The following is a 22,459-nucleotide window of genomic DNA, read 5'->3' as shown; positions in this document are numbered from 1 at the left end:
AAAAAGTTTTCAAATATTTTTTTAAACTGAAATACTTCATACTTTTCGTAAAAATTAGAATAAAAAAGAAATAAAAAGAAAATCACTACTTCCCTAATCGTTTGAAATGTTTATGAAACAACTCTTACGCATCATGCTGGTATGTCTGCTGGTACTCCCGGCGGTTCATGCGCAGACGCTGTCCGTAACGGGCAGGGTAACGGGTGTAAGCGATGCCGACCCGCTCCCGGGTGTGAGTGTCGTCATCAAGGGCACGCAGCGTGGAACGACCACCAACTCGGACGGAGCGTTCCAGATCGACGTGCCTGATCAGGCTACGGTGCTGGTATTCAGTTTTGTGGGTTACAAGTCTGTCGAAGAAACCGTTGGTGCGCGCGCCGACATCGGTGTAAGGCTTGTGCCTGAAAACAAATCGCTGGAAGAGGTGGTAGTGGTCGGCTACGGAACGCAAAGCAAGCGGGCGGTGACCGGTGCGGTGATTTCCGTCAACTACGATAAATTCAAGGACCGTTCATTCAGCAACGTTAGCCAGTCGCTGGCCGGAACGTTGCCGGGGGTAAATATCTCTCAATCCCAGGGCGCGCCGGGCGCGTCGCCGGTGATCAAGATCCGCGGGATCAGTTCGATTACCGCAGGTACCAACCCGCTGATCGTCGTGGACGGGGTGCCGCTGGAAAATTTTAACCTGAACCTGATCAACCCGCAGGACATTGAATCCATCGAAGTGCTGAAAGACGCATCTTCGGCGGCCATTTACGGTTCGCGCGGGTCGAGTGGGGTCGTTATCGTGACCACCAAAACCGGCAAGCCGGGTAAGGTGAATGTCAGCGCGAACGTCGAATATGGTTCGCAAAAAGTGACGCGCCGGGTGAAAATGATGGATGCGCAGCAGTATATCGAAACTTATATCGATGCTAAAAACAATGCGTGGACCGCGCAAGGCGGTAATGCGAGCGATCCTAACAGCGCCCGTCCGGCTACTTTGCGCATTCCCGAGGATTTTACCACCAATCCGCAGCAATTCGGAAAGGGTACCGACTGGCAGGATGTGATGTTCCGTACCGCGCCGTCGTTCAATGCGCAGGTAACCGTGACCGGAGGCACCGAAAAGACGCAATACATGTTTTCGGGTGCATACCTTGATCAGACGGCGGTTTTGGACGCTAACTATTATAAGCGTCTTGCATTACGCTCGAACCTTAAAACACAGATTTCCAAACGGCTCAGTGCGGGTTTGAACATCGGTATCACCTCCATTTTCGACCGTACCGATGGAACGCAGGGCAAAAGCGACGTGATCAGCCTTGGTCTCCAAAGCGATCCGATCTTCCCGGTTTACAATGAAAACGGCAACCTCGGTTTCCGTGACCCGAATTCGACCTGGTTCCGGTTTACTTCCTACGCCGATATGAACCTCTGGCACCCGTACTCGCTCACACGCGAGGTGGATAAGGGCCGGAAGTCGTTCAATACGCTGGCTACCGGTTACCTGGAATATGAAGTAATTGACGGGTTGCGGTTTCGTACCAGTCTGAGCGGTAACCTTTACAACACCCGCAGCAATTTTTATTGGAATGATAAACAGAAATACGGCTATTCGGCCGTGCTGGCCGCGCAGGGTAATGCTGGCGATGCTTATATGCTGAACTGGCTGAGTGAGAATACATTGACTTACGATAAGAAGTTCGGCGAACATGCATTTACCGGTCTGCTGGGCTATACGAGCCAGAAGCAGCGCGACGAAACGATGTATGTGGCGGCCAACAATTTCCCGAACGACCTCGTGCACACGCTCAATGCAGGAACGGTGACAGCCGGTAACACGACCGCCAGCGAATGGTCGCTGCTTTCGTATCTGGCGCGGGTTCAGTACAATTTCAAAAACCGCTATTTCCTGACGGGCGCGCTGCGTCGTGACGGCATGTCACGGTTTGGCGAGAACAACAAATGGGGGTATTTTCCTTCTGTATCAGCGGGTTGGTTGCTTTCGGATGAGGCATTTATGTCGGGTGTGACGGCGGTAAACAACCTGAAACTCCGTGCGAGCTACGGGGTGACGGGTAACAACCAGATCCCTAACTACGGAGCGGTCAGTCTGCTGGCCGCGGCGCAGTATGTGAATGGGGCGAATTTGGCCAATGGGTTGAAAGTGAACAGCCTGGCGAACCCGAACCTGAAATGGGAAAAGACCAATCAGTTCAACGTCGGTGTGGATCTGGGCCTTTTTAATAACCGCATTAACCTGTCGGCGGAGTATTACAACTCGGTTACCCGCGACATGCTGCTTTTCGTGCCGGTGCCCGACATTACCGGTTTTTCGACCCAGCTGACCAATATCGGTAAAATGCGCAACAGCGGGGTGGAATTGAATATTTCCAGCAAAAACCTGACGGGTGCATTTACCTGGACAACGGATTTTAACATTTCGAGAAACAAAAATAAAGTACTGCAACTTGGTCCGGGCAATGCGCCGATCCAGTATGTCGACAACGTCGTGACCGTGCGCACCGAGGTCGGACAGCCGGTTTCAAACTTCTATGGCTACATTTTCGACGGGGTTTTTAAAAACCAGGCGGAAGTCGATGCCTATCCGCACCACGCGAGCACCACGCCGGGTGATCCGAAAGTGCGCGACGTGAATGGCGACGGCAAGATCAGCGATGCCGACCGGACGACCCTGGGCAATTACCAGCCGAATTTCATTGCCGGTATTACCAACACGGTGGGCTACAAGGGCTTCGAGCTGTCGTTCCTGTTCCAGGGCTCCTTCGGCGGCGAGATCGCCAACAACAATGTGCGCTACCTCGGTACCTGGGATAACGGCCGCAATTTCTTCGCCGATATGTACAACTACTGGCGCTCGGAGAGCAATCCTGGCGATGGCAAACATTTCAAGCCGTCGGTGAATTACCTCGGGTTGCAGAAGCAGTTTTCTTCCTACTGGGTGGAGGATGCTTCGTTCGTGCGGCTGCGGAACGTGCGCGTATCGTACGCGCTGCCTGCGAAATGGGTTTCGAAGCTGAAAGTGAGTGGCGCGCGGGTGTATGTGAATGCGGAGAATGTGCATTTGTGGAGCAAATACATTGGCTATGACCCGGAGAATACCACCTATGGAACTACTTCCTATTCATCGAGCATGGAAACTTCCAGCTCGTACAGCAGCGGCAATGCGCCTGTGCCGGGAGCATTCCAGGGGGTTGATTATGGCTCTTATCCTTTGCCGAGAGTGATTACTGTTGGGATTAAGGCTGATTTCTAAAAAGACGAACGATGAAAAGATATATTAAATCCATAGCCCTCGCAGCATTGATCACTACGCAATGGAGCTGCAAGGACTCATTCCTCGAACTGGCGCCGGTATCGAACCCGAGCGCGGAGAATTTTTACAAGACGAAATCGGATTTCGATATTGCCACCAATGCGGCCTACAATACGCTTTACACGGTTTACCACCCGCAGGGCCCGGTTTCCTACGCCGGTGAGCTGATGTCCGACAATGTCACGATCTTCAATATTTCCGGTAACCAGGCAGATAAATGGCAGTTTCGCGACTACACGCTCGCGCCTGCGAACACGATGGTGTACCAGTTCTGGCAGGATTTCTACCGCTCCATTTACAACCTGAACATCATTCTAGACAAAATTCAGAATGCGGACCTCGACGCCACTTATAAAGCCCAGACGCAAGGCGAAATGCTTTTCCTGCGCTCGTTGTACTACTTCAACATGGTCCAGCTCTGGGGAGATGTGCCGCTGGTGACCCGCCCGGTGAGCGCCGCCGAAGCGTACGACATCCTGCGCACACCGTCGACGGAAATCTATGCGCAGATTACGAAAGACCTCGCCGAAGCGAAATCCAAACTTCCCGCAACATCGACCATTTCGGGAAGGGCTACCAAAGGCGCGGCGCAAACACTGCTCGGTAAGGTTTACCTGGCCACCGGCGATAAGGCAAACGGGGTGAAGGAGCTGAAAGAAGTGTACGATAGCAAGCAATACGAACTACTGCCGGCCTATGCTTCGCTTTGGGACCCCAAGACAAAGAATACCAAGGAGTCGATCTTTGAAATTCAGTACCTGGGTGGCTCGGCGACGGCTCCTTACAGCAACTATTACCTCGAATTTTTCCCCAATTCCAATGCATTGGGCTTCTACGGCGCAGGTATGAACCAGGTAGTGGAGGATATCTGGAATGAATACGAGAAAGGCGACGGCCGTCGCGAGGCTTCGATCGACACGGGCTTTACCGATGCGAAAGGCAATTTTACCAAAGCGAAATTTCCCAAAAAATGGCAGGACAAAACCGCGCCGCTGATCAACCAGAACATTGCCGCCAACAATAATTTCATGGTATTGCGCTATGCCGATCTGTTACTGCTGCTGTCGGAAGCGACCGGTGACGCCACCTACCTCAACCAGGTACGCAAGCGGGCCGGGTTGCCATTGTACGGAGAGGCCGGTTACCCCGCGAAATACAATACCGTGGCATTGGCCGTAGAGCACGAGCGCCGCGTGGAGCTCGCATTCGAATTCCATCGCTGGTTCGATTTGAAACGCACCAACCGGGTAATAGACGTGCTGACGGCAAAGGGTAAGCCGGTAAGCCCAAACAAACTGGTTTTCCCGATCCCGAATTTCGTGAGGGACCAGAATACCAGGATCACGCAGAATGCAGGGTATTGACCTTTAAACTTATGGACTTTAAACTCCTGAATTCTAGATTGCTAATGCTCCTTTGTGCCGGACTTCTCGCCGGCACAAAGCCTGTTTATAGCCAGACGCTGAAAATCTCGGAAAACAAGCGATTTTTCACCGATCAGAATGGCAAACCGTTCTTCTGGCTGGCCGATACCGGCTGGTTGCTTTTCAACCGCCTCACCCGCGAGGGCGCCGACCGCTACCTCACCGATCGCCAGCAAAAAGGGTTCAATGTGGTGCAGGTGATGGTAGTACAGGCATTGCGAACGGTGAATGCGTATGGAGACTCGGCATTGACCAACCGCGATTTAGGATCGCCCAAAGTGACCGAGGGTAATGCTTTTGAGGATGCCGGACAATATGATTACTGGGATCACGTCGATTATATCGTAGGGAAGGCGGCGGAAAAGGGCATTATGATTGGTATGGTACCTATTTGGGGCAATGCGGTGAAGAACGGGAAAACCAGTGCCGCGCAGGCAAAGGCTTACGCGCAGTTCCTCGCGCGTCGCTACCGTAACCGGCCCAATATTGTCTGGATCAATGGCGGTGATATTCAGGGGGATGTCGTCCCGGATGTATGGGAGGCGATAGGCAGTACATTGCGTGCCGAAGATCCGAACCATCTCATTACTTTTCACCCGTTCGGGCGAATGCAGTCTTCGAAATGGTTTCACGATCGCGAGTGGCTGGATTTCAATATGTTCCAATCGGGTCACCGCACTTATGCGCAGGATAACGAGGCAAAGGATTTGCGGTATGGCGAGGACAACTGGCGGTACGTGGAGACTGATTACGCCCGGCAACCGGTGAAACCTGTGCTCGACGGTGAGCCCTCGTACGAAAACATCTGGCATGGCCTGCACGATAAAACGCTGCCGGTATGGACGGCGGATGATGTGCGCCGGTATGCCTACTGGTCGGTGTTTGCGGGCGCCTGCGGGTTCACGTACGGAAACAATGGGGTAATGCAAATGCGGCATGCAGGAGGTTTGGCAAATTCCAATACGAATGCAGCGCAGGCGAGTGCGGGCAACCAAAATGCAGTCTCTTCCGCAGGATCAGCCAAACTACCCTCCTGGGAAGAAGCGATCAACGATCCCGGAGCCGGTCAGATGGTCCATTTGAAAAAATTAATGCTCTCAAAACCTTACTTTGAACGTGTGCCGGACCAGTCGCTCATTGCCGAAAACGGCGAGCGATACGATCGCCTGCTGGCAACACGGGGAAAGGATTATGCATTGATTTACACCTGGAATGGTCGTGATATGAAGGTCAATATGGGTAAAATCGGCGGCGCGAAAGTGAATGCGAGCTGGTACGACCCGCGTACAGGGCAAACCAAAGTTTTGGGAAAAATTGAAAACAAGGGTATCAAAACATTTAACCCGCCCGGGGAGGTTAGAAACGGGAATGATTGGGTTTTGGTGTTGGAAAAATAGGATTATGCAGAAAGAATTAACAGGAATGCTGGCCTTGTGCCTCGCTATGGGTGCAGCAAATGCGCAGGATACGATCCGCTACACGGGTAAGACGCTCGTGAACGTCGATTACCACCACGGGCAGTTGAGCCCGGCCATCGGTGTGCATTCGTACCAGACAATGCGCGCCAACCGGACGGATGCCAGCAAAGATTCGGCCATCACCTGGACCTACAACCATGCGCCTATGCTGGCCTATTGGAATGGTACTTTTTATTTGAATTACCTCAGTAATCCCGTCGGAGAGCACATTCCGCCCGGGCAAACGCTTTTACAAACTTCCAAAGACGGGCATAGCTGGACCAAACCGGTCGCCATTTTTCCGCCGTATAAAATCCCCGACGGCACCCAAAAGGAAGGCCATCCGGGCGTAGCGAAAGATTTGTACGCGGTCATGCACCAGCGCATGGGTTTCTATGTATCCAAAAGCAACCGGCTGCTCACACTGGCCTATTTCGGGATGGTACTGGACGCCAAAGACGATCCCAACGACGGCCACGGCATCGGCAGGGTAGTGCGGGAAATCAGGAAGGACGGTACCTACGGCCCCGTCTATTTCATCCGGCATAATGCTTCGTGGAAAGCGCCTTCCGATTATCCTGTTTATACGGAAAGTAAAGACAAGGGCTTCGTGGAGGCCTGCGACGAGTTACTCGCCAATAAGCTGGTTACCCAGCAGTGGGTAGAGGAGGCCGATCGTAATGATCCGGTGATCAGTTTGAAAGGAGAGTATAAGGCATTCAGTTACTACCATTTACCCGATGGCCGTGTGGTAGGCCTTTGGAAAAATGCATTGACCAGCATTAGTAAAAACGAAGGCAAGTCCTGGCTGTATAATCCCAAACGTGCCCCGGGTTTTGTGAACAGCAATGCCAAGATCTGGGGGCAAAAAACGTCGGACGGCAAATATGCGACGGTTTACAATCCCTCCGAATTCCGCTGGCCGCTGGCGATTTCGGTGAGTGACGATGGTTTGAACTACAAGAACCTCTTGCTCGTGAATGGCGAGATCACCTCGATGCGCTACGGCGGCAACTACAAATCCTACGGCCCGCAATATGTTCGCGGCATATCCGAAGGCGATGGTACTCCGCCGGATGGCAACCTCTGGGTGACTTACAGCATGAACAAGGAGGATATCTGGGTGTCGGAAATACCGGTTCCTGTGCGTGACAAAGCCGAAAAGCACGCCTCCGACCGTTTTGCGCAAATGCCGGGTGGTAAGGAGTTGGACGAATGGAACATTTACAGTCCGCTGCAAGCGCCGGTACATATGGGTCAAGGGCGGACTGGTAAAGCTTTAATTATCAAAGATTCCGACCACTTCGACTACGCCCGCGTCGAGCGCGTGATCCCCGCGACCAAAAAGCTGATGGCTGAATTTTCGGTAACACCCAATCAAAACAATACCGGGTTGCTCGATATTGAATTTCTGGATGCAAAGGGTACACCCGGCATTCGTTTGTCTTTTGATTCAACGGGCGTGTTCCGGTTAAAAGCGGGGTATCGGAATAAAACGCTTTTGGAATACCAGAAAAGCCAGCGCTACGATATTAAGGTACAGGCCAATACCGAAACGCGGCTTCACAGTGTAATCGTGAATGGCAAGCAGGTAGGTTCCGGCGTACTATTCGCACCACTGGAATCCATAAGCCGCATTGCGTTCCGCACCGGCGACACGCGGCGCTTCCCCGATGCCGACACGCCTACCGACCAGATGTACGACCTGCCAAAAGGCGGTGCGACGGACGCGGAAGCCGTTTTTGAAATTGACTATCTGATTACGAAGCCATTCTGATGCAGGTTTCTGCCGGAAATACGTGGCCGATTTTTGAAAATATGAAAACTACAAAAACCATTATTGCGCTCTCGCTGGGGCTCGGGCTGCAAGCATTTGCGCAGGAAAAAGCGCTTGTGAATACCTCGCAGAGCAAATTTGCCAAACTGCACGGCACGGATATGACCGCAGTGCAATGGACGCAGGGCTTCTGGGCTGACCGTTTCAAAGTATGTCGTGAAACCATGGTGCCACAGCTCTGGAAAACCTACACCGACCCAAACCTGAGCCATTCGTTCCGAAACTTCGAGATCGCCGCAGGCCTGGAACCGGGCAATTTTAAAGGCCCTTCTTTCCATGACGGCGATTTTTACAAAACATTCGAAGCCGTTGCCAGCCTTTACGCTTCAACGAGAGATCCTAAACTGGACGAGTTGATGGACAAAACCATCGCCGTGATCGCCAAAGCCCAGCGTGGGGACGGCTACATTTATACCAAAGCCATTATCGAGCAAAAGCAGCAGGGCGAAGGCAAAATGTTCGCCGACCGCCTCAGTTTCGAAGCCTACAATTTCGGGCATTTGATGACCGCCGCATGCGTGCATTACCGCGCTACCGGCAAAACCAGCATGCTGGACGTTGCCAAAAAAGCGGCCGATTTTCTCATAACCTTCTATAATGCAGCCACTCCCGAGCAAAGCCGAAACGCCATTTGCCCTGCACACTACATGGGCCTTTCGGAACTCTACCGCACCACACACGACGAAAAATACCTGACGCTCGTGAAGCACCTCATTGCCATCAAAGGCGCCACCGAGGGCACCGACGACAACCAGGACCGCATTCCGTTCCTGAAACAAACCAAAGTAATGGGCCACGCCGTGCGCGCCAACTACCTGTACGCGGGCGTCGCGGACGTGTACGCGGAGACGGGCGACCAGGCGCTGCTCGCGCAGCTGCACGCGATGTGGGACGACGTTACGCAGCACAAAATGTACGTGACCGGCGGCTGCGGTTCGCTCTACGACGGCGTCTCGCCCGACGGTACGTCCTATAAACCCGACGAAGTCCAGAAAATCCACCAGGCATACGGCCGCGACTACCAGCTGCCCAACTTCACCGCCCATAACGAAACCTGCGCCAACATCGGCAATGTCCTCTGGAACTGGCGCATGCTCCAAATCACCGGCGATGCCAAATATGCCGACATCATGGAGCTTGCATTGTACAACAGCGTGCTGTCCGGCATTAATCTCAAAGGAGATAAGTTTCTCTACACCAATCCGCTAGCCTATTCCGACGCATTGCCGTTCAAGCAGCGCTGGGAAAAGGACCGGCAGGCGTATATTTCCAAATCGAACTGCTGCCCGCCGAATACGGTGCGGACGGTCGCGGAGGTGAGCCAATATGCTTACAGCCTTTCCGATGCGGGTGTTTTCTTCAATTTGTATGGTGGGAATACATTTCAAACAGCGGTAAAGGGTGGCCAGCTACGACTTACGCAAGCCACTGATTATCCGTGGAATGGCAAAATTTCCATTACACTCGACCAGGCGCCGAAAGAAGCATTATCGCTATTTTTCCGGATTCCGGGCTGGTGTAGCAAGGCAACTTTGCTGGTGAATGGTAAAAATGAATCTGTTAATCTCGCATCCGGCACGTACGCGGAAGTGAAAAGGGCATGGAAGTCGGGTGATAAAATCGAATTGACGCTGGATATGCCCGTCAAACTGATTGAGTCGAATCCATTGGTAGAAGAAACGCGCAACCAGGTAGCAGTGAAGCGCGGGCCGGTCGTTTATTGCGTTGAATCCATTGATCTGCCCAAAGGTAAAACGATCTTCGATGTCGCTATCGCTACCAGGAATAACTTAAAGCCCGCATTATTAACAATTGAAAATAGTCCGGTCATGAGCTTGCAAGGCGACGCGGTGTTGGTGGATAATTCAGATTGGAGTAAAAAGCTGTATCGGGAAGTCTCCGCTGACGCGCCCAAAACGATTCCTGTGCGGCTGGTGCCTTATTACGCCTGGGGGAATCGGGGGCATGGGGATATGTCGGTTTGGCTGCCGTTGGTGAGGTGACCGGTTATGCATTGTCCAGCAAAACACCAGGATCAATGCCTAGTTTGTGATAAACGGCTTTCAGAAATGGAACATCCGGTTCACGCTTGCCCCGTAGGATTTGGATGAGCTTTGTCTTGCCCAGGCCCAGCAGATCAGCAAGTCCATCCTGCGTCAAATTGAGTTCGAAGCGCTTTTGTTCCACCATTTCAGGTATCGTTTCGGGCGGAGGGAATGGAAAATGTTTGTCTTCGTATGCCTCCGCGGCAAGAGCCATTTCTCTAACCTTATCCTTTTCTACCTCGGTAAGATTAACTTCGCCCTTGTTCATTAAGTCATATATTTCATCCATTGCCGCTTCATACTCGGCTTCCGTGTGGTAAATAAGTTGTTCGGTATTCATAGCTTCCTTTTATGGTTAACAGTTGAAGCGATGAAACGATTGAGCGTGGTTTTTGATATGATAGCCGTCATGCGAACAGGGGATTTCAAAGTTCCCGAATATCGAAAACAGCGCTTCAATGCATGAAATCTCTTACCCGAACTGCCCGTATCGCTTATTCTGCGGCCAGCCCTACAGCTCCCTAACCCAAATATTCCGAAAACTCACCCGGCTCCCGTGCTCCTGCAACTGCAATGGCAGCTTGGCGTCATGGTATTTGTACTTCGGAAAGCCCTGGTATACCATCGGTCCCTTCAATTCTACATGATTCAAAATCAACACATTATTATGAAAAACCGTCATAAATGCCGGCTTTTCAACTGTTTTGTCCACGCGGAAAACGGGTGCTTCGAAGATGACGTCGTAGGTCTGCCAGGTCTGGGGTTTGCGGGCGGAATTGACGAGGGGTGCGTGTTGTTTATAGATGCTGCCGGCCTGGCCGTTGTAGTAGATCCGGGTGTTGTAGTTCCAGGATTCGTAGATCTGCAATTCGTAGAGGCCCATGATGAGCACGCCGCTGTTGCCGCGGTTGAAGTCCTTGTCTTCTGAAGGGTCGGGTGTGCGCCATTCGAGGTGGAGCTGCATATTGCCGAATTTTTGTTTCGTTCGGATGTCGGTGGCTTTGGGTACGATGGTGATGGCGTCGCCGTCGGTTTTCCATTTGACGGGCGAGCCGTCCGGGTGTTCCCATTTGGTGAGGTCGGGCTGGTCGGCGTACAGGATAATGGCGTCCGAAGGCGGTTGTGCGTAGGTTTCACCGGGCGTTACGAGAGGCGGTTTAAACGACCAGTCCTCGGTCACCGACGGCGAAGGTAATTTTTCTTCTTTTTCGGATTGGGCGATTGCCAGCGTGCTGACGCACAAGCTGAATGTGCCGATGATAAGGTTCCGGAGCATGTATTTGTGTCGCATAGGCTGGATAGCAAAATCAAGCATAAATCGAATGGTTGTGGTTATACAAAGAAATAGTAGTACAATAACTCACTATTATTTTCAATTTTCTCTTTTTATTTTCTTTTATTTACGTAAATTTGCTTTTAATAAGTTTAAGCATTCTATTTGAGCTGTGAATGGGTTTATTTTTTGTCGGTATGTGACGAATTGTTTCTTTTCCATCTATTTTTAGGTAAAAAACAAAAGTTAATACAATGCTGGCAAATCAGAGAAGAGAGAAAATTCTTGAACTGTTGAAAGAAGACGGCTCGGCCAAGGTTATTGACCTCGCCCGGCTTTTTAAAGTAACCGAGGTGACGATCCGGCAGGATCTGGACAAGCTCGAAAAGGACGGCCTGGTGATCAAGGAGCACGGCGGGGCGTTTTTGAAGAATGTCGAAGACCAGGTGCGCAATTTTTCGCTCGCCAACCAGGAGAACCTCGATAAAAAGGAGCTGATCGCCGCCAAATGCCTGGAATTCATTTCCAACGGCGATACGATCATCCTGGATTCGGGTTCGACCACGACGGAGATCGCGAAGAAGTTGCGGGGCAGCAACAAGCACCTGACGGTGATTACCAATGCGCTCAACATCGCATTGATCCTCGGGGCCGAAACGGGCATCGAGGTGATCATGACCGGGGGCGAATTCAAGCCGCCTACCTTGTCGCTGACGGGGCAAAAGGCAGCCGACTTTTTCAAAGGTCTGAACGTGCAGAAGCTCTTCCTCGCCACAGCGGGGTTGTCGCTGAAAGCAGGGCTTACCTATCCGAGCATTGCCGACCTGGTCGTAAAAAAAGCCATGATCGACGCCGCGGACACGACTTACCTCGTAGCCGACTCGACCAAAGTAGGAAAAAGCGCATTCGCAAGCCTTGGAGCCCTGTCCCTGATCGATTACATCATCACCGACGCCGGGATCGAGGAGAAGCATCAGCAGCTTTTTCATGATAATGAGATTGAATTGATTATTGCGGAATAGAGCGTCTGAGAGTCACGGGCTGGGAGGAAGTCAGGTAATGGTCAGTGGTTGTCAGGTATGGTTAGATGTTGTCAGGAATTTAATGGAGCATTCGATGACAACACATGGCTATCAATGACAACACTTGACAACACCTGACCACAATAGCCCGAACAAAGTAACATACCATGAACATGAAAGGAAGTATCGGAGTCATTATTGGTAACAGGGATTTCTTTCCGGACCGGCTGGTGGCCGAGGCGCGGGTAGAGATCGTCGATTTACTTAAAAAATTGAATATCAATGGGATCATGCTCGATACCGAAGCGACCAAGCTCGGGGGCGTCGAGACGTTCCAGGATGCACAGAAATGTGCCGCATTGTTCCGGGCGCACCGGGACGAAATCATCGGGGTGCTCGTGGTACTGCCTAATTTCGGCGACGAGCGGGGCATTGCCGAGACGTTGAAACTGGCGGACCTGAATGTGCCGGTGCTCATTCAAGGCTATCCCGACGATCTGGATAAGCTGGACGTAGCCCGCCGCCGCGATTCGTGGTGCGGAAAGATTTCAGCCTGCAACAATTTGTATCAGTTTGGCATAAAATATACGCTTACGACAAAGCATGTCGCACATCCGACCGATCCATCTTTTATCAAGGACCTAAACGATTTCGTAGCGGTGTGCCGCGTGACCAAAGGTTTGCGAAATGTTCGTATCGGCGCTATCGGTGCCCGTCCGGGTGGTTTCAACACGGTTCGTTACAGTGAGAAGATATTGCAGCGGAACGGTATTTCGGTCGTAACGGTGGATTTATCGGAGATTTTGGGCAATGCCAACAAGCTTGCTGCCCAGGATGCGAAAGTGAAGGAGCGTTTGGATAAAATCATTTCCTACGCGTCTCGCGGGCGTACGCCGGACGAAGCATTGATCCAGATGGCTAAACTGGATGTCGTGTTGAACGATTTTATCGAAGCGAATGCATTGGATGCAACCGCGATACAATGCTGGACTTCGGTGCAGCAGAACTATGGCTGCAATGTATGTACCAGCATGAGCATTATGAGCGAAAACATGATGCCGAGCGGCTGCGAAGTGGATGTTACGGGTACGTTGAGTATGTATGCATTGCAACTGGCCTCGGGCTCGCCGAGTGCGCTGGTGGATTGGAATAACAATTACGCCAACGACGATAACAAATGCGTGCTTTTCCATTGCGGTAACTGGGCAAAATCGTTTCTCCCGGATATCGAAATCGCGACGGCGCCGATTTTGGGCACGTCGGTGGGAGAGGAGAATACCTGGGGTGCACTGGCCGGTCGCACGCCGGCGATGCCGCTCACGTACGGGCGCATCAGCACGGACGACCCGCGCGGGGTTATGAAGGCATACATAGGCGAAGGCCGGTTGACGGACGATACGCTGAAAACCTTCGGTAACCGCGCCGTGGCCGAGATCCCGAACCTGCAAAACCTGATGCAATACATCTGCCGCAACGGTTTCGAACACCACGTGGTGATGAACGCGTCGAAAACGGCAGGCATTTTGAAAGAAGCATTGGGCAATTATATGGGCTGGGAAGTGCAGGTTTTTGACGAACCGGCGCAGCAACCTTACCCGACGCGCGTGCCCGACCGCGAACTGGTTTCGCAGAACTAACCCTGAACTATCGGAAAATTACAAATACCGGCCGCAATGCCGGACTAATGCTAAGAGTCATGTCGGAAAAGGAGCTGGCGCAGAAATCGGTGGAGTACCGCAAGAAAATACTCAAATATATCTACCAGGCCAAAGCGGGCCACACGGGCGGCAGCCTGTCGTGTATCGATATTTTGAATGTGCTCTACAACCATACGATGAACGTCGGCCCCGACAGTTTCGAATCGCGCGATCGTGACCGGTACATTCAGAGCAAGGGGCATACGGTGGAGGCATTGTACGTGGTACTCGCGTCGCGGGGATTTTTCCCGGAATCGGATCTGGAGACTTTGTGCAAATACCAATCGCATTACATCGGCCACCCCACGCGCAAGGTGCACGGCGTGGAACAAAATACAGGCGCATTGGGCCACGGACTTTCGCTGAGCGTCGGTACCGCCATTGCCGGAAAGCTCGACAAGCGCGATTACCGTGTGTTTACCGTCCTGGGCGACGGCGAGCTGCCAGAAGGTTCCAACTGGGAAGCCGCATTATCGGCCTCGCATTATAAGCTTGACAACCTTTGCGCCATTCTGGATAAAAACACCTTGCAAATCAGCGGGCCTACCAGCGCCGTGTGCAATACCGACCCTGTCGACGAGAAGTTCGAAGCTTTCGGCTGGGCGGTGCGGCATGTAGACGGGCACAATATCGGCGAGCTCGTGGCGGCATTCGAGGCATTACCATTTGAAAAAGACAAGCCGAGCCTCATTATCGCGCACACCGTGAAGGGTAAGGGGGTGAGTTATATGGAAAATCAATTGAAATGGCACCACGGGGTACCTGATAAGCAGCAGTATGCCGATGCGATACAGGAACTGGACGAGCTGGAAGAAACCCTGGCCTGATCCGTTTCTGAGTAATCAATTTAAATGCAAGAAATTGTGGATGCGACTATCGAGAACATTGCTGTGACCCAGCGCGCCAACCTGGAAGTATTTTCGGGCACATTGCAGCACCTCGCCCAGGCCGACAGGGACATTATCGTAGTAACGAGCGATTCGCGCGGCTCGGGCAAGCTGGTGCCGTTCGGGCAGAAGTTTCCGGAACAGATCATCGAAGTGGGTATTGCCGAACAAAACCTTGTGGGCGTTGCGGCCGGGCTGGCTTCGACGGGCAAGAAGGTTTTCGCGGTTTCTCCCGCCTGCTTTCTGACGGCCCGCGCATTGGAACAGATCAAAAACGATGTGGCCTATTCCGACAACCCGGTGAAACTGATCGGCATTAGCGCGGGCGTGAGCTACGGCGCATTGGGCTCCACGCACCATAGTTTGCATGATTTCGCGGTTTTGCGCACCATTAATAACCTCATTGTCGTAGCCCCGGCCGATAATTTCGAAACCGAGCAGGCCATTTTGCTGGCTGCTGAAACCGATATGCCGGTGTACATCCGTTTTGGCAAAAAACAGATGCCTTTACTTTCGGACGATGAGAAGACATTCGAATTCGGCAAAGGCCGCATTGTGCGGGAAGGTGCCGATATTACCATTGTCGGAACAGGCGAAACGGTAGCGCCCGCCTTACGGGCCGCCGAAAAGCTCGAACGCGAGCACAATATCTCGGCTGCTGTGGTGAGCATGCACACCATTAAGCCGCTCGATTACGATCTTCTGCAAAACATCGCAACTTCCGGCCAGCCGATTATCACGGTGGAGGAACATAGCGTCTACGGCGGACTGGGCGAGGCTTGCGCTTCGTTTTTGATCCAGCATAACTTTCATAACCGGTTCAAGATCATGGGTATTCCCGATGAATACACGGTCACCGGCTCCCAAACGGAGATTTTCAATCATTACGGTATTTCGGAAGGAGGCATTGCCGCGGCGGCACTCGGCCTCGTAGGATAAGCGATCGTTCGTGTAAGTGTAAACGGGCCGTTAATGAGTCGTTTTAAAATCAGGTCCTTTTCAAATAGGGTTATTTGGCCAAAATTTATGAAACTGATAAGAGCTATGTGCTGTGGTGCCGCTTTGCTTCTCGCAAGTGTCACATACGCACAGGATGCGACCAGGCACCGCGTGCTGGTGCTGACAGACATTGAAAACGAGCCGGACGACACCCAGTCGATGATCCGGTTTTTGACCTATTCCAACCAATGGGACATCGAGGGGCTTGTCGCCACGACTTCCATTCACCAGCAGAAGCGCGTTGCACCGGAAAAGATCAGGCAACTCATAGAAGCCTACCGGAAAGTACGTCCTAACCTGCTTTTGCACGAGAAAGGTTACCCCGAAGCGGATTACCTCGTGAGCATTACCAAAAGCGCCTATCCCGATTTCGGCCTGAACGCAGTAGGTAAGGGCAAGGATTCGGAAGGTTCGGAATGGATTATCAAGGTAGTTGACAAAAAGGACGACCGGCCGGTATGGATTCCCGTCTGGGGCGGCGCCAACTGCCTGGCACAGGCGCTTTGGAAAGTGAAAATGACGCGCTCGCCCGAGGACGTACAGAAGTTTGTCTCCAAAATCAGAATGTATACCATTTCGGACCAGGACGATACCGGTCCGTGGATCCGCAAAAACTTCCCTGACGTTTTTTATGTGGGTAGTCCGGGTTACCATGCGGCTGGCGCTTACCATTATGCGACCTGGTCGGGTATCAGCGGCGACAAGTTTCACGGCCGCTTCTCCGGCGCCAATTTTGAAATCGTAGACAATCCCTGGCTCGACGAACACGTGCGCAGCCATGGCCCGATGGGTAAGGAATATCCATTCACCAAATTCCTCATGGAGGGCGACACCCCATCGTTTTTAGGATTGATCAACAACGGCCTGAACGATCCCGAGCATCCCGAATACGGCGGCTGGGGCGGACGATACGAACTTTACACGCCACGCACACTCAAATATTTTTACGAACCCGAAACCCGTCCGATCTACACCGACGCGATGGACGAGGTGAAGGGTGTCGACGGCGCCTACCACACCAGCAACAAGGCCACATTATGGCGCTGGCGAGAGGCGTTCCAGTACGATTTCGCGGCGCGGATGGACTGGACGATCAAACCTTACAAGGAAGCCAATCACCCGCCGAAAGCCGTTGTGAAGGGCGGCACGCGTATCGATGCCAAAGTGGGTGAAAATGTGCAGCTTAACGCGGAAGGCTCCCTGGACCCGGACGGCAACGCACTGAGCTATGAATGGATCTACTACCCCGAGCCGGGCAGCTATAACATCAAAGAATCCATCGGTATTAAGGATATAAAAGCGGCGCGGACGTCTTTTGTGGCTCCAAAGGTGGAGAAACCGGAGACGATCCATGTCGTAATGGCCGTGACCGACAATGGTACGCCTGCGTTGACGCGTTACCAGCGCGTGATCGTGACCGTGTATCCGTGAAACTGATTAGAGCGGCGGCCTAAACCCATTGCAGCAACATGAAAAACAGCATACATTACCGGATAGCGTTTTTTTGCATCCTTTTCGGGATTGGATTTATTAGTTGTAAAACAAAAGAATCCAAAGACGAGCCGAAAAAGATTGCGATCGTGATTTCGACACTCAATAACCCGTGGTTCGTTTTCCTCGCGCAAAAAGCCGAGGCAAAGGCGAAACAACTGGGTTACGAATCCAAAATTTTTGACTCGCAAAACAATACCGCACAGGAAACCGACCATTTCGACAATGCGATCGCCTCGGGGTATGACGCCATTTTGTTCAATCCTACCGACGCCGACGGCTCTATTGTGAATGTAAAGAATGCGGTGGCTGCCGGTGTGCCTGTGTTTTGTATGGATAGGGAAGTGAATGCGAACGGGGCGGCTACTTCGCAGATTTTGTCGGACAGCTATTCCGGCTGTGTAGCGATCGGCAAGTATTTCGTCGAGACGCTGAACAAGAAAGGGAAATACGTCGAAATCCTCGGGATGGTGGGCGATAACAACACCTGGAACCGTTCGAAGGGCTTTCACAGCGTGGTGGATTTTTACCCGGGACTGAAAATGGTGGCCCAGCAAAGCGCCGATTTCGACCGGAACAAGGCGATGGAGGTGATGGAATCCATCTTGCAGGCGCACCCGGATATCGACGGTGTTTTTTGCGGCAACGACGCCATGGCTATGGGCGCTTACCAGGCATTGGTGGCCGCCGGGAAGGCCGAGCGCGTGAAGGTATTCGGCTTCGACGGGGCCGAGGATGTCGTGAAATCCATTCAGGATGGGAAGATACTGGCCACGGGTATGCAGTTCCCGGAAGTAATGGCGCAGACGGCGGCCACATTTGCCGACGAGTATTTCAAAGGTAAACGTGATTTCCCGGGTAAAATGCCCGTAGCCGTGGAACTGGTGAAGAAGGATAATGTCGAAAATTATGCCGCTTACGGCGAAAAAGAATAGCTATGCCCAAACCGATCCGATACCTGCTTTACCTGGCGGTGTTTGCATTACTGGCTTATAATTCGGTGTATTTCAAAAAACTGGATGAAGTGAAGGCCGGTACGGCGGCGTTCGATGCTGCCGGTTACGCCCGGGATTTTTGGGATAAAAAGCTGACGCCGGGCCTCTCCAAAGCCACGGACCTGAACGCATTGACCGCCCTTTTGAAAACTGACAAGGAAAAGGCATTTAACGAGCATTCGCACGCGCTGGGCATTGGTAATATCCGCTATTTTCTCGTGAAAGGGCAGGGTGTTGTGACGGACGTGAATGAAAATGAGGTGTCTGTCGAACTGGTTAATGCGGGTCAAACTGCTGGAAATGTGCGTCTTGCGACGGAGTATATTTTCGGTAATGCGGTCCGCGACGCTTCGGGTGCAATCGATATCAATGCATTCACGAATTCCATGGATTTCAATAATGTATCGGCCGAGATCAATAAACTGATCCGCGAAAAGGTGGTGCCGCCATTCAAATCCAAAGTGAAAAAAGGCGACCGGGTAACATTCCACGGCGCCATCGAACTCAACCGTGCGCATTTGCAGGTGAATGATATCGAAATCATCCCGGTTAATCTACAAATCGAAAAGCCATGACGGACACAGCTACATTGTTGGAAGTGAAGCATATCACGAAGCGGTTTCCGGGCGTGATTGCGCTGGATGACGTTTCGCTTTCGATCGAAGCCGGAAAAGTGACCGCGCTGATAGGCGAGAACGGGGCCGGGAAATCGACCTTGATGAAGATCTTATCGGGTGTTTATCCGGATTTTGAAGGAGCTATTTATTACAAAGGGGAGACGGCAAAGTTCGCCGGCCCGAAAGACGCCCAGCAACAGGGCGTGGTGATCATCCACCAGGAACTTAATTTAATTCCCTATTTAACCATCACAGAAAATATTTTCCTCGGCCGCGAGCTGGTCACCCAGTACGGCACGATGGACAAAAGTCGCATGCGCAAGCGTACGCAGGAGCTGCTGGACCGTTTGAAACTGAAAGCCAGCCCTGATTCGCAGGTTTTCAAGCTCAAAGTAGGCCAGCAGCAGATCGTCGAAATCGCCAAGGCATTGCTCACCGACGCCGAGCTGATCATCATGGACGAGCCGACGTCGGCCATCACCGGCGCGGAAGTGGAAGTTTTGTTCGACATCATCGCCGATCTCAAAGCGCAGAACAAAGCCATCGTCTACGTCTCGCACAAGCTCGACGAACTCTTCCGCATTGCCGATAATTACGTGGTACTCCGCGACGGCAAGAGCATCGAATCCGGCGAAATGGCGGGGATGACCCAGGACCAGTTGATCAGCAAAATGGTCGGCAGGAAAATCGAGGTAATGCGGAAAACCACAGCTCGTGGCGCTTGCGAGCCGCTGCTGGAAGTGAAAAACCTGAACCTGAAAAGTCGGCTGAAAGCGGGTAACGTACTCCGCAATGTTTCTTTTAACATAGGTAAAGGTGAAATCGTGGGCCTTTTTGGTCTGATGGGCGCAGGTCGTACCGAGTTGCTCGAAACCATTTTCGGGTTACACCCGGCGCATTCGACCGGCGAAGTGCTGCTAGGCGGGGAATCCATTTGCTGCGATTCTCCCGCACGTGCGATCGCGGCCGGGCTCGCGCTCGTGCCCGAAGACCGGAAAAAGGATGGTTTGATACTCGGGCTGGGTGTCAAGAATAACATCAGCCTCACCACCCTGGAAGAAATGGAGGATTTTGGGACACTCAACGATTCGAAAGAATGCGGGCTGGCTGATCACTATATCAGTGAGTTACGCATTAAAACGCCGTCGAAGGAGCAAAAGGCGAAGAACCTCAGCGGGGGCAACCAGCAAAAGATCGTGCTCGCCAAATGGCTGGCCACCCGTCCGAAAGTGCTCCTGCTCGACGAACCGACGCGCGGCATCGATATCAATGCCAAAACGGAGATTTATAAACTCATTATCCGTCTCGCCGACGAGGGTTTGGGGATTTTAATGGTTTCTTCGGAACTCCCTGAAATCCTGGCTATTTCGGATCGTATTCTCGTCATGTCCGAAGGAAGATTAACGGGCGAATTTTCATCAGATGAAGCATCGGAAGACGGAATACTTAAAGCAGCGATAGGCGTGAGCCCAACGGCAGTCGGCGGTCAGCGGCCTGCCGTTGGCGGTCAAACGCGCCCATAAAAAACGAACAAACGCATATGCCACAAGACATTCAACCCATAGCAGGAGAAAAACAGACCACAGAGGGCCGGTTGCCCGCATTGCAGGGCCGGTTTCCGATTGCGCGCTTTCAGTCTCTGATCGCGCTCTTTTTGCTTTGCCTTGCTTTAAGTATTATGTCGGATAAATTCCTGACGTTTTCGAACCTATGGAATGTCATGCGGCAGATTTCGGTCAATATCTGTATCTCCGTGGGGATGACTTTGATTGTGCTGACGGCTGGGATTGACTTATCTGTCGGCTCGGTGCTGGCATTATGCGGCGCAATTACAGCCGGTTTGCTTAAAAACGGCATTGAAATACCTTCTCAAAATCTCTACATCGGTTTCACCGTGCTCGGCGCGATCCTCGCGGGCGGGTTGACGGGCTCGGCATTGGGCGCATTCAACGGCTGGGCGATTACGCGGTTCAGTGTGCCGCCATTTGTGGCTACGCTGGCTATGCTTACCGTCGCGAGGGGACTTACTATGCTCTGGACGGGCGGTTTCCCGATCAGCGGGCTGGGAGATACGTTCCTTTTCATCGGTACCGGTTGGTTTCTGGGCATTCCGGTGCCGGTATGGATTTCGATTGTCGTCGTGGCGCTCGCCGTTTTCCTGACCGACAAGACGCGCATCGGGCGCTACATTTACGCGATCGGGGGCAACGAAAGTGCTTCGCGTTTGTCTGGGATCAATGTTAGCAAGGTTAAAATCATTGTGTATACGCTAGCCGGAGCGCTCGCTGCGGTGGGCGGGATCATGGTCACTTCGCGCCTTGATTCCGCCCAACCCAACGCGGGTATCAGCTACGAGCTGGATTCCATCGCGGCCGTCGTGATCGGCGGCACCTCCCTCTCCGGCGGCCGCGGAAGCATCCTGGGCACCGTCCTCGGGGCGCTGATCATCGGGGTTTTGAATAACGGGTTGGTACTATTGAACGTATCACCGTTCTGGCAGCAGGTGGTGAAAGGGCTGGTGATTTTGCTGGCGGTGATTATTGATAAGTCGAATGGGAAGGGGGAGTAGAAATCAGGTGTTTCGCAATCCAATGATTAATGGCATGAGGTCGAAGTACATTGAGCGAAAGCCATCCTGCGGTATGTGTTCTTCTTCGTTGGCATACTCGAATCCGTATCGGGAATAGTATAGAGACATGTCGTAGTGGGGCTCGACATCAGCATCATAGAGGGCATCGACCGTCAGGAATCGGGCGCCGATTTTATCGGAAACATTCATTGCAACGTATTCCATCGCCCATTTGATCAATTTTTGACCCATTCCTTTAACACGTCTGTCTCCCGCTAACCAGCCTATTTTGATAGCGGGAAATGTAGAACGAGCTACGCCCTCATTTAATAGAATTGGCTCTTTGACAACCAATTTGTCTGCAAGCAAAGTCACATAGCCTGCCAAATGGCCTCCATGATGAACTATAAAACACTTGCTTAGTATGCTGTCAGACTCTGTTTTAATAAGGTTCCCTCCGATATAACTTTGGAACTCTGGTCTTTTGCATTTGAAACCCCGACACAGGTCTCCTATATCGGGTTCATCTCAACAACCGGAATATCATTGAAGCTTACACCTTCAAACCTGGCTTTCGGGGGCATCTCGTTTTGTTTGCTGTTTTTTACTTTCAAGAATTTGCTGAATGGTTTCCCGGGCAGCAGCATTGGAGACATAGGAGCCAGACTTAACAGCTGTCGCAAGCCGTTCCGCTGACTTTCCTGTTACCGGCTTTGAAACTGTGTTCCCTGTGTACTTCATATCCTTAAGATTTTTGAAAAGCATTTCTCAAAATTACTTTATATCAGGCTAATTGTTGCTACGATATTAATGGGAATGAGTAGGAT

18 protein-coding genes are annotated in these 22,459 nt (G+C 52.1%); 14 read left to right on the top strand and 4 right to left on the bottom strand.

Going from position 1 to position 22,459, the window contains the following annotated elements:
- Positions 1-112 precede the first annotated feature (112 nt).
- From BMW93_RS28515 to BMW93_RS28495, 5 genes are read left to right on the top strand one after another with little or no spacing between them, the layout of a single operon-like run.
- Positions 113-3,259, top strand: coding sequence for a TonB-dependent receptor (locus BMW93_RS28515; RefSeq protein WP_229240917.1), 3,147 nt, complete (start codon positions 113-115; stop codon positions 3,257-3,259).
- A gap of 11 nt (positions 3,260-3,270) precedes the next feature.
- Positions 3,271-4,683 (top strand): RagB/SusD family nutrient uptake outer membrane protein, encoded by a 1,413-nt coding sequence (locus BMW93_RS28510; protein ID WP_090384561.1) that lies wholly within the window; start codon positions 3,271-3,273, stop codon positions 4,681-4,683.
- Between the two features lie 11 nt (positions 4,684-4,694).
- Positions 4,695-6,140 carry a glycoside hydrolase family 140 protein gene (locus BMW93_RS28505; protein WP_229240915.1) on the top strand — a complete coding sequence of 482 codons (1,446 nt, stop codon included), beginning with the start codon at positions 4,695-4,697 and terminating at the stop codon, positions 6,138-6,140.
- A gap of 4 nt (positions 6,141-6,144) precedes the next feature.
- Positions 6,145-7,977, top strand: a complete 1,833-nt coding sequence (locus BMW93_RS28500; RefSeq protein WP_090384550.1) for a six-hairpin glycosidase — start codon at positions 6,145-6,147, stop codon at positions 7,975-7,977.
- Between the two features lie 41 nt (positions 7,978-8,018).
- Entirely contained in the window at positions 8,019-10,040 is a 2,022-nt protein-coding gene (locus tag BMW93_RS28495; RefSeq protein ID WP_090384811.1) for a glycoside hydrolase family 127 protein, read from the top strand.
- Between the two features lie 4 nt (positions 10,041-10,044).
- On the opposite strand, the gene BMW93_RS28490 is transcribed toward BMW93_RS28495, so the two are convergent.
- A complete protein-coding gene (locus BMW93_RS28490; RefSeq protein ID WP_090384548.1) occupies positions 10,045-10,422 on the bottom strand; it encodes a type II toxin-antitoxin system HigA family antitoxin in 378 nt (125 codons plus the stop codon).
- Positions 10,423-10,593: 171 nt separating this feature from the next.
- Positions 10,594-11,397: a DUF1080 domain-containing protein gene (locus BMW93_RS28485; RefSeq protein WP_229240913.1), complete on the bottom strand. Its 804-nt coding sequence runs from the start codon at positions 11,395-11,397 to the stop codon at positions 10,594-10,596.
- A gap of 212 nt (positions 11,398-11,609) precedes the next feature.
- On the opposite strand from BMW93_RS28485, the gene BMW93_RS28480 reads away from it, so the two are divergent.
- The 9 genes from BMW93_RS28480 to BMW93_RS28440 all read left to right on the top strand — a co-directional run bounded on the left by BMW93_RS28480 (position 11,610) and on the right by BMW93_RS28440 (position 21,632).
- Positions 11,610-12,377, top strand: coding sequence for a DeoR/GlpR family DNA-binding transcription regulator (locus tag BMW93_RS28480; protein ID WP_090156563.1), 768 nt, complete (start codon positions 11,610-11,612; stop codon positions 12,375-12,377).
- A 167-nt stretch (positions 12,378-12,544) separates the two neighbouring features.
- A complete protein-coding gene (locus BMW93_RS28475) occupies positions 12,545-14,014 on the top strand; it encodes an L-fucose/L-arabinose isomerase family protein (protein ID WP_090384546.1) in 1,470 nt (489 codons plus the stop codon).
- Between the two features lie 59 nt (positions 14,015-14,073).
- Positions 14,074-14,901 (top strand): transketolase, encoded by an 828-nt coding sequence (locus BMW93_RS28470; RefSeq protein ID WP_090384541.1) that lies wholly within the window; start codon positions 14,074-14,076, stop codon positions 14,899-14,901.
- Positions 14,902-14,925: 24 nt separating this feature from the next.
- Positions 14,926-15,900: a transketolase family protein gene (locus BMW93_RS28465; protein WP_177194230.1), complete on the top strand. Its 975-nt coding sequence runs from the start codon at positions 14,926-14,928 to the stop codon at positions 15,898-15,900.
- A gap of 87 nt (positions 15,901-15,987) precedes the next feature.
- Complete coding sequence (locus tag BMW93_RS28460; protein WP_218147748.1) at positions 15,988-17,391, top strand: DUF1593 domain-containing protein; 1,404 nt, start codon at positions 15,988-15,990, stop codon at positions 17,389-17,391.
- Positions 17,392-17,429: 38 nt separating this feature from the next.
- Positions 17,430-18,386: a D-ribose ABC transporter substrate-binding protein gene (locus BMW93_RS28455; protein ID WP_090384536.1), complete on the top strand. Its 957-nt coding sequence runs from the start codon at positions 17,430-17,432 to the stop codon at positions 18,384-18,386.
- 2 nt (positions 18,387-18,388) lie between these two features.
- Positions 18,389-19,021: a DUF2291 domain-containing protein gene (locus BMW93_RS28450; protein ID WP_090384534.1), complete on the top strand. Its 633-nt coding sequence runs from the start codon at positions 18,389-18,391 to the stop codon at positions 19,019-19,021.
- Positions 19,018-20,586, top strand: a complete 1,569-nt coding sequence (locus tag BMW93_RS28445) for a sugar ABC transporter ATP-binding protein (protein WP_090384523.1) — start codon at positions 19,018-19,020, stop codon at positions 20,584-20,586. Before BMW93_RS28450 ends, BMW93_RS28445 begins: the two co-directional genes overlap by 4 nt.
- A 17-nt stretch (positions 20,587-20,603) precedes the next feature.
- The gene (locus BMW93_RS28440) at positions 20,604-21,632 is read left to right on the top strand and encodes an ABC transporter permease (protein WP_310590247.1); all 1,029 of its coding nucleotides are present in this window, start codon (positions 20,604-20,606) and stop codon (positions 21,630-21,632) included.
- Positions 21,633-21,635: 3 nt separating this feature from the next.
- Here the strand turns inward: BMW93_RS28440 and BMW93_RS28435 are convergent, their stop codons facing one another.
- Entirely contained in the window at positions 21,636-22,019 is a 384-nt protein-coding gene (locus tag BMW93_RS28435; protein WP_218147747.1) for a hypothetical protein, read from the bottom strand.
- Positions 22,020-22,193: 174 nt separating this feature from the next.
- The gene (locus tag BMW93_RS28430) at positions 22,194-22,373 is read right to left on the bottom strand and encodes a hypothetical protein (protein ID WP_090384520.1); all 180 of its coding nucleotides are present in this window, start codon (positions 22,371-22,373) and stop codon (positions 22,194-22,196) included.
- Between the last annotated feature and the right edge of the window lie 86 nt (positions 22,374-22,459).

This window comes from Dyadobacter sp. SG02, from assembly GCF_900109045.1.
Taxonomy (GTDB): Bacteria; Bacteroidota; Bacteroidia; order Cytophagales; family Spirosomataceae; genus Dyadobacter.
This window is presented reverse-complemented; position numbering and strand designations above follow the sequence as displayed.